This is a genomic window from Streptomyces alkaliphilus (genome assembly GCF_014141535.1).
Classification (GTDB): Bacteria; Actinomycetota; Actinomycetes; order Streptomycetales; family Streptomycetaceae; genus Streptomyces; species Streptomyces alkaliphilus.
In genome coordinates, this window is sequence record NZ_VKHT01000132.1 from 1 (window position 1) to 8,032 (window position 8,032).

An 8,032-nucleotide genomic window follows, 5' to 3' on the forward strand; every position below is an offset into this window, starting at 1 on the left:
CCTCTCGCCTCCGGCCCCCGTACGCCGGAAGCGCCCCAAGGAGCAGCGTGAGCACAGGAACACGAGCCCGGACCCCCGGAGCCGCACGATGAGACTGGTGGCCGTCGCGGCGGCCCTGGCCGTCCCGTTGAGCGGGGTCGCGGCACTGTCCGCGACCGCCGACACCACCGCCGGCGTCTCGGCGAGCTTCTCGAAGCCCTCCGTGTGGGACGGGGGCTTCAACGGCCAATGGACCATCGGGAACGACGGTGACACGGCCCTCGACGGGTGGACCCTGGAGTGGGAGTTCCCCGAGGGCACCGAGGTGACCTCGCTGTGGAACGGTGTGATGACCCGTGAGGGCAACACCTACACCGTCACCGACGAGGGCTGGAACGGCACCCTGGCCGCCGGCGCCTCGACCACCGTGGGCCTCGGCGGGACGGGGACCGGTGAGCCGATCAGCTGTCTGATCAACGGCGCCCCCTGCGACGGTGACGGCTCCGGCGGCACCCCCGACCCGGACCCGACCGACCCGGATCCCGTGGACCCCGACCCGACCGACCCGGATCCGACCGACCCCGACCCGAACCCCACGGGCCCCGGTGACCACGTCAACCTCGGCTACTTCACCGAGTGGGGCGTCTACGGCCGCGACTACCACGTCAAGAACATCGTGACCTCGGGCTCGGCGGAGAAGCTCACCCACATCAACTACTCGTTCGGCAACGTGACCAACGGCGAGTGCGTGATGGGCGACTCCTACGCCGCCATCGAGCGTGCCTACACCGCCGCCGAGAGCGTCAGCGGCAAGGCCGACACCTGGGACCAGGAGTTGCGGGGCAACTTCAACCAGCTGCGTCAGCTCAAGGAGGCGTACCCGCACATCAAGGTGCTGTGGTCCTTCGGCGGTTGGACCTGGTCCGGCGGTTTCGGTGAGGCGATGCAGAACCCCGAGCGGTTCGCGAAGTCCTGCCACGACCTGGTCAACGACCCGCGCTGGGCCGATGTCTTCGACGGCATCGACCTGGACTGGGAGTACCCCAACGCCTGTGGCGAGACCTGTGACGACAGCGGGCCGCGCGCCTTCGGCGACATGATGCGGGCCTTCCGCGCCGAGTTCGGGGACCAGCTGGTCACCGCCGCCATCACCGCCGACGCCTCCGAGGGCGGCAAGATCGACGCCTCCGACTACGGCTACGGCGCCGAGCACGCGGACTACATCGCGGTCATGACGTACGACTTCTTCGGCGCCTGGGCGGCGCAGGGCCCCACCGCCCCGCACTCCGCGCTCAGCCCCTGGGACGGCATCCCGCAGGACGGTTTCACCACCGAGCAGGCCATCGCCAAGCTGAAGGCGCAGGGCGTGCCGGCGGAGAAGCTGCTGCTGGGCATCGGCTTCTACGGCCGAGGCTGGACCGGCGTCACGCAGACCGACCCGGGCGGGTCGGCCACCGGCCCGGCGCCCGGCACCTACGAACAGGGCATCGAGGACTACAAGGTCCTCAAGCAGACCTGCCCCGCCACCGGCATCTTCGCCGGCACCGCCTTCGCCCACTGCGGGAACGAGTGGTGGAGCTACGACACCCCGCAGACCATCGCCGGGAAGATGGACTACGCCAGGCAGCAGGGCCTGGGCGGCGCCTTCTTCTGGGAGCTGACCGGCGACACCGCCGACGGTGAGCTGATCACCGCCATCCACGAGGGCCTGCGGTAACCCCTCCCCCTCCGGGACCCGGGGGCGCGTCCTGCCCGGACGCGCCCCCGGGTTCGCGCGTCCCCGTGTCGGCGACGGGTGGATGCTGGGGGCATGAGCGACGAGCACGACCGACACGACGAGCGGCACGACGGGCACGACCCCGACCCGGTGGAACGGGCGCTGTGGGAGGCGCGCGCCCGGGTCCTCGCCGACCTGGCCTCGGACGCCCTGGACCGGCCCGACGTGGTCTCCCGGCTGGACGAGGCGATGCGGCACCGGCGGTGGTGGGTGGAGCAGTGGCCGCGGGGGGCGGAGTTCGTGGCCGGGCTGTTGGCCCAGGACGTCCAGGACGCGGTGCTGGACTCGGACGGCCGGTGGCCGGCGTGCCCGCTGTGCGTGTCGGGGGCGCCGGGAGCGCACGCACCGCATCCCCTGGAGGTGCGACCGGAGCTGGGGCCGGATCCGCACTGGGTGTGCCCGGAGAAGGGCGTCACGGTGGCGGCGGTGGGGCGTCTCGGGCGCTCGCCGCGACAGGGGTGAACAGGGCAACTCCCGGCGGGACACCTTTCCTTCGCTCTTTGGTACAGACCTATTGACCCGTGGTCCAGACCTCTCTACTCTCGGGTCATCTGCGGTGAGCACCATGACAATTCATGACTCTTCACGGCCCGTCGTGAACCGTCGTGAACCGTGATGGATCGGTGTGCTCGCGGGCGGCGCGGATTCCCCCAGATCTGTCCGACCCCCATCCCCGGGAGTTCCCTTGCGAACAAGGACTTCGGCACGGAACGGCACCACTCGAAGAAACCCCCTCACCCGTCGGCTGGTCGCCGTGCTCACCGCGCTGGCGGTGCCGCTCGGCCTCATGGTGGCGCTCGCCGCCCCCGCGCAGGCCGCCGGGGCCTCGGCCGCCTTCACCAAGACCTCCGAGTGGGACAGCGGGTTCGGCGGTCAGTGGACCATCACCAACACCGGCACCTCCACCGTCAACGGCTGGAACCTGAGCTGGGACTTCCCCTCCGGAACCACCGTGGGCGCCCTGTGGAACGGCGTGCTGACCCGCAGCGGCAACAGCTACACCGTCACCAACGAGAGCTGGAACGGCACCCTGGCCCCCGGCCAGTCCACCACCGTCGGCTTCTCCGGCAGCGGCACCGGCAACCCCACCAACTGCCGGATCAACGGCGCCTCCTGCGACGGCGGCAACGGCGGACAGCCGGGCGCTCCCGGAGCCCCCGGAGCCCTCGTGCCGGGCACCGTCACCAACAACTCCATCGCCATCAGCTGGGCCCCGGCCTCCGGTGACGTCACCGAGTACGAGGTGCTGCGCAACGGCTCCGTCGTCGCCACCACCACGGCCCGCAACCACGTCAGCTCCGGCCTGAGCGCCAACACCTCCTACACCTTCACGGTGCGGGCCAAGGGACCGGGCGGCACCGGCCCGGCGAGCGAGCCGCTGACCGTGCGCACCACCGGTGGACAGCAGCCCGACCCGGTCGGTGACCTGGTGAACGTCGGCTACTTCACCGAGTGGGGCGTCTACGGCCGCAACTACCACGTGAAGAACATCGTCTCCTCCGGCTCCGCCTCCAAGCTCACCCACATCAACTACGCCTTCGGCAACGTCCAGAACGGCCGCTGCACCATCGGCGACTCCTACGCCGCCTACGACAAGGCGTACACGGCGGCCCAGAGCGTGGACGGCGTCGCCGACACCTGGGACCAGCCCCTGCGCGGCAACTTCAACCAGCTGAAGAAGCTCAAGGAGATGCACCCGCACATCAAGGTCGTCTGGTCCTTCGGTGGTTGGACCTGGTCCGGCGGCTTCGGTCAGGCCATGCAGAACCCGCAGGCGTTCGCCAAGTCCTGCTACGACCTGGTCAACGACCCGCGCTGGGAAGGCGTCTTCGACGGCATCGACCTGGACTGGGAGTACCCCAACGCCTGTGGTCTGACCTGTGACAACAGCGGCCGGGACTCCTTCCGCCGGATGATGCAGGCCTTCCGCGCCGAGTTCGGCGACCAGCTGGTCACCGCCGCCATCACCGCCGACGCCTCCAGCGGCGGCAAGATCGACGCGGCCGACTACGCGGGCGGCTCGCGGTACGCCGACTACCTGCACGTCATGACGTACGACTTCTTCGGCGCCTGGGCGGCGCAGGGCCCCACCGCCCCGCACTCCCCGCTCAACGCCTACCCGGGCATCCCGCAGGCCGGCTTCAACACCCACGAGGCGATCCAGAAGCTCAAGGCGCAGGGCGTGCCGGCGAAGAAGCTGACCCTGGGCATCGGCTTCTACGGCCGCGGCTGGACCGGCGTCACCCAGTCGGCGCCCGGCGGCTCGGCCACCGGCCCGGCGCCCGGCACCTACGAGCAGGGCATCGAGGACTACAAGGTCCTCAAGCAGACCTGCCCCGCCACCGGCACCATCGCGGGCACCGCCTACGCCCACTGCGGCAACAACTGGTGGAGCTACGACACCCCGCAGACCGTCGCCGGGAAGATGAACTACGCCAAGCAGCAGGGACTGGGCGGCGCGATGTTCTGGGAGCTGAGCGGCGACACCTCCAACGGCGAGCTGATCACCGCCATCAGCAACGGGCTCCGCTGAGAGCTCCGGGCTGCCGGGTTCGGTCGACTCCGCCTGGCCCCGGCAGCCCGGTTCCACCCCGCCCCGGTCGGCGCGACCCGGGGCGGGGCCGGTTCCCCGGCCCGGTCCGTCGACCGGGGAGGGACACCCCGACCGCGGTCGGGGGACGGTCCGCCCGCCGTTCCCCGACCGCACCGGCCCCACGGGCCCCGGCGCCGGCCCCCTCGCTTCCCCGAGGGGGCCGGCGGCCTGTGAGTGCGGGCCCGGCGCAAGCCCGGGCCCCGGGCCGTGCGCCCGCTACGAGTACCGATCCACGGACACGTGCGGGGACAACGCCCGCAGGAAGTCGGGCGCGTCGAAGATCGCCCCGGCCGGTGCGACGCCGGTCGTCGCCACCCGTCCCGTGAGCACGCGCTCGACCGCCTCGACGACCAGCGGCGCGGTGACGGCGTAGATGTCCCGTCCCCTCGCCACGACGCGCCGCTCCTCGCCACCGAACCCCACGACGACGTCGACGAGGAACGTCTGCGCGGAACGCCCCTGCCCGTCGACCGCGGTCGGCGGCGGTGTGTCCGGATCCGCCACGTCACCGGCCGCCTCGGACGTCATCATCGTGCGCACCTCCGGAACGGCCAGGTGAGCCGGAACGGTCACCGCGTCGGTCGTGGTGAATTCCCCGACGACGGTCCGGCGGCCCACCGGGTCGGGGAAGAGCCACTCCCGGGTCGACGGCTCCTCGCGGTGATACTCCAGCCTCCCGTTCCTGAAGCGGACGCGCCGACCGTCCCGCCTCCGCCGGGAGACCGCCCCCGCGGCCCGCGTCCCCGGCGTGGGATGCCACTCGCTCAGCGCGTAGGAGATGGTCACCTCGTCGGCCGCCCTCCGATCACCCAGCGCGGCGGTGGTCAACAGGTCGCCCAGGCCTCCGTAGAAGGCCATGGCGGGAATGATCGTCGCCCCCACCGCGCGGGCACGCTCCGCGAAGCGCGCGAAGGTGTCGAGATTGGCCTCGATCTCGGCCGCCACGTCCACGTAGGGGATTCCGGCCCTCAGGGCCGCCTCGATCAGGGGGGCGGCCGTCAGCGCGAAGGGCCCGGCGCAGTTGACCACCGCCGCCGCGCCGGCCAGTGCGCGGTCGAGCGAGGCCGGGGCGTCGACCGACGCCGCACGCGCTTCGAGGCCGGGGAATGCCTCGGCCGCCGCCCTCAGCTTCTCCGCGTCACGTCCCGAGAGGACCGGGGCGAACCCCCGCCTGCGCAGCTCCGCCACGACGAACCGCCCCGTGTGACCGTACGCGCCGTAGACCACCACCCCGGTCATCGCTTCCATGGTTGCTCCCCCTCGTGTGACCCGTCGTGTTCCGTCGCCGCCATCCTGATCGGGATGCCTCCCCGGCACGAGTGTCCGGAACGACATGACCCGTACAGTTCCGGACATGGTCACTGTCGCGCTGGTCGTCACCGACGGCATGTTGCACTTCGAACTCTCCGTCGCCCACGAGGTGTTCGGCGCCGCCCCGGTCGGTGTCCCCGGTCCCTGGTACGACGTCGCCCTCTGCGGGCCGGCCGCCACGCGCTTCGGCCCGTTCCGACTCGAGCCGGAAGGCGGACTGGACCGCCTCCCGCACGCCGACACCGTGATCGTGCCGGGCTGGGCCGACGTCGACGAGGATCCCCCCGCGGACCTGGTCGCCGCGGTACGGGCGGCCCACGAGGCGGGCGCACGCGTGGCCTCCCTGTGCACGGGCGCGTTCGTCCTGGCGGCCGCGGGCCTGCTCGACGGGCGGCGGGCGACCACCCATTGGGCTCACGCCCGGACCCTGGCCACCCGCCATCCCCGGGTGAGGGTGGATCCCGATGTTCTGTACGTGGACGACGGCGGCGTGTTCACCTCCGCCGGCAAAGCCGCGGCCATGGACCTGTGCCTGCACCTCGTCCGCCTCGACCACGGCTCGTCGGTCGCCAACGCGGTGGCCCGCCGCCTGGTCGTACCCCCGCACCGCGAGGGCGGCCAGGCCCAGTTCGTCACCACCCCGGTGCCGGCGCCGGGCGACCCACCACTCGCCGACCTGTTCCCCTGGGTGATGGCGCGGCTGGACCAACCGCTGACCGTCGAGGACCTGGCCCGCCGGACGCGCATGAGCACGCGCCACCTGGGGCGCCTCTTCAGGTCGGCGACCGGAACCACCCCACTGCGATGGCTGCTCACCCAACGGGTCCACCGCGCCCGGGAGTTGTTGGAGACCACCAACGACAGCGTCGAAACCATCGCGGGGGCCACCGGCATGGGCACCGCCGCCACCCTGCGCCGGCACTTCACCCGCGCGGTCGGTGTGCCCCCGGACACCTATCGCCGCACCTTCCGCTCGCGGACCGACCCCGGCCCCGGCCGCACGGGAACGGACCCCTCCGCGCCCGCCGGCGGGTGACCACGGACCCGGGGTCGATCCTCCCCTGACGTCGTGATCACACCGGTCGACGCACGGCGCGTCCCACCCGCCGCCCACCGGGGCGCCCGGCTCCGGGTGGGCGGCCCTCCTTCCGGAACGCCCGAGCCCTCGTTCAGGGGGTGGTCGAGAACCGTCGGCAGACGTGCACCCGCCGGAACCCCCGCCGCAGCTCCGCCTCACGGTCGAGATCCGCGTGGGCGAACACCGCCACCGGCCGCAGCCCGGAGGCGGGGGTGCGCACGGCCCGGTCCGGCTCGCCGGGATCGGCGTACCCGTTCGCGTACACGTGCAGGTAGTGATCGCTCTCCACGAATCCCTGCGACCGGTACCAGGCCAGGGTCTCGGGGTCGTCGCGGGTCCAGGCGTCGAGCACGGGGACCCCGGCGGCTCGCAGCCGGGCCCGCGCCTCCGCGAGCAGTTGCCGACCGAGGCCGCGACGGCGATGGTCCGGGTGCACGGCCACGGTGTCGATGGTCGCCAGGTCATCGTCCACCGAGACATCGAGGATGCCGAGAACCTTCTCGCGTTCCTCGCCGGAGAGGTGCATGGCGGGGACCACGGCCACCAGTCCGAAACCGGGCGGGGGCGTCGCGGGCCGTGCCCGGAGCACGTCGTCGTGGTAGGCGGTGGTCAGGAAGGCGAGTACCCGGCAGCGCAGCCAGGACGGCTCATCCGCCGGCTCGTACCCGCGCAGCACGGGCTCCGGCCGACCGGCGCGGCTGTGGTGGTCGTGATCGAGGTGCGGACTCACGGAGTGAACTCCCCTGAATCGGAACGTGCTTCGGGATCGAGGTCGCGTACGCGTGAGTCGTCACACCTCGGATCCTCCACCGCCGGCCGCTTCTCCCGCACCGGATTTTCCGGCGCTCGACAGCGGTGTTGACCCTCCCCTCGGGGGAGACCCCAGCATCGGTGGGGCCGGGCGAGGGACCCGGTACGAGGAGGCGGTGCCGGGTGTCCGGGACGGGTTGGCTGACCATCGGGGCGTTCGCCCGGCTCACGCGCCTCTCCCCCAAGGCCCTTCGCCTGTACGACGGGCTCGGCCTGCTGCCGCCCGCCCGGGTCGACCCGACGAACGGCTACCGGTACTACTCCCCCGATCAGGTGGAGCGGGCCCGCCTGGTGGCCTGGCTCCGCCGGCTGGGGATGCCGCTCGCCCTCATCCGGCGCGTGTGCGCGCTGGACGGGCCGGCGGCGGCCGGGGAGGTCCGGGCCTTCATGGCCCGGGTCGAGGCCGACCTCGTCGCCCGCCGGGACCTGGCCGGTTTCCTCGTCGATCACCTGTCCAGAAGGGAACCCACCGTGACCTCCACCC

Annotated in this window: 7 protein-coding genes; 5 read left to right on the top strand and 2 right to left on the bottom strand. The window is 72.3% G+C overall.

All coding sequences use genetic code 11. The features are described 5' to 3' along the window. The first annotated feature begins 88 nt into the window (after window positions 1-88). The 3 genes from FNQ90_RS06970 to FNQ90_RS06980 all read left to right on the top strand — a co-directional run bounded on the left by FNQ90_RS06970 (window position 89) and on the right by FNQ90_RS06980 (window position 4,289). A complete protein-coding gene (locus FNQ90_RS06970) occupies window positions 89-1,696 on the top strand; it encodes a glycosyl hydrolase family 18 protein (RefSeq protein ID WP_182605457.1) in 1,608 nt (535 codons plus the stop codon). A gap of 93 nt (window positions 1,697-1,789) precedes the next feature. Next, window positions 1,790-2,218 (top strand): Rossmann-fold NAD(P)-binding domain-containing protein, encoded by a 429-nt coding sequence (locus FNQ90_RS06975; protein ID WP_143621871.1) that lies wholly within the window; start codon window positions 1,790-1,792, stop codon window positions 2,216-2,218. Between the two features lie 223 nt (window positions 2,219-2,441). Continuing rightward, window positions 2,442-4,289 (top strand): glycosyl hydrolase family 18 protein, encoded by a 1,848-nt coding sequence (locus tag FNQ90_RS06980; protein WP_407699316.1) that lies wholly within the window; start codon window positions 2,442-2,444, stop codon window positions 4,287-4,289. Between the two features lie 276 nt (window positions 4,290-4,565). Here FNQ90_RS06980 and FNQ90_RS06985 read toward each other — a convergent pair whose 3' ends face one another. Beyond that, window positions 4,566-5,597 (bottom strand): saccharopine dehydrogenase family protein, encoded by a 1,032-nt coding sequence (locus FNQ90_RS06985; RefSeq protein WP_182605458.1) that lies wholly within the window; start codon window positions 5,595-5,597, stop codon window positions 4,566-4,568. 106 nt (window positions 5,598-5,703) lie between these two features. On the opposite strand from FNQ90_RS06985, the gene FNQ90_RS06990 reads away from it, so the two are divergent. After that, complete coding sequence (locus FNQ90_RS06990; protein WP_182605460.1) at window positions 5,704-6,696, top strand: GlxA family transcriptional regulator; 993 nt, start codon at window positions 5,704-5,706, stop codon at window positions 6,694-6,696. Between the two features lie 133 nt (window positions 6,697-6,829). On the opposite strand, the gene FNQ90_RS06995 is transcribed toward FNQ90_RS06990, so the two are convergent. After that, window positions 6,830-7,468, bottom strand: a complete 639-nt coding sequence (locus FNQ90_RS06995; protein ID WP_323379814.1) for a GNAT family N-acetyltransferase — start codon at window positions 7,466-7,468, stop codon at window positions 6,830-6,832. Between the two features lie 203 nt (window positions 7,469-7,671). Here FNQ90_RS06995 and FNQ90_RS07000 point away from each other — a divergent pair. Next, window positions 7,672-8,032, top strand: a 361-nt coding sequence (locus tag FNQ90_RS07000) for a MerR family transcriptional regulator (protein WP_323379815.1), incomplete at its 3' end; no start/stop codon positions are given.

Bases quoted from the DNA above. Each gene is read 5' to 3' on its own strand.
- FNQ90_RS06970 (WP_182605457.1), top strand. From the start codon at position 89: ATGAGACTGGTGGCCGTCGCGGCGGCCCTGGCCGTCCCGTTGAGCGGG.
- FNQ90_RS06975 (WP_143621871.1), top strand. From the start codon at position 1,790: ATGAGCGACGAGCACGACCGACACGACGAGCGGCACGACGGGCACGAC.
- FNQ90_RS06985 (WP_182605458.1), bottom strand. From the start codon at position 5,597: ATGGAAGCGATGACCGGGGTGGTGGTCTACGGCGCGTACGGTCACACG.
- FNQ90_RS06990 (WP_182605460.1), top strand. From the start codon at position 5,704: ATGGTCACTGTCGCGCTGGTCGTCACCGACGGCATGTTGCACTTCGAA.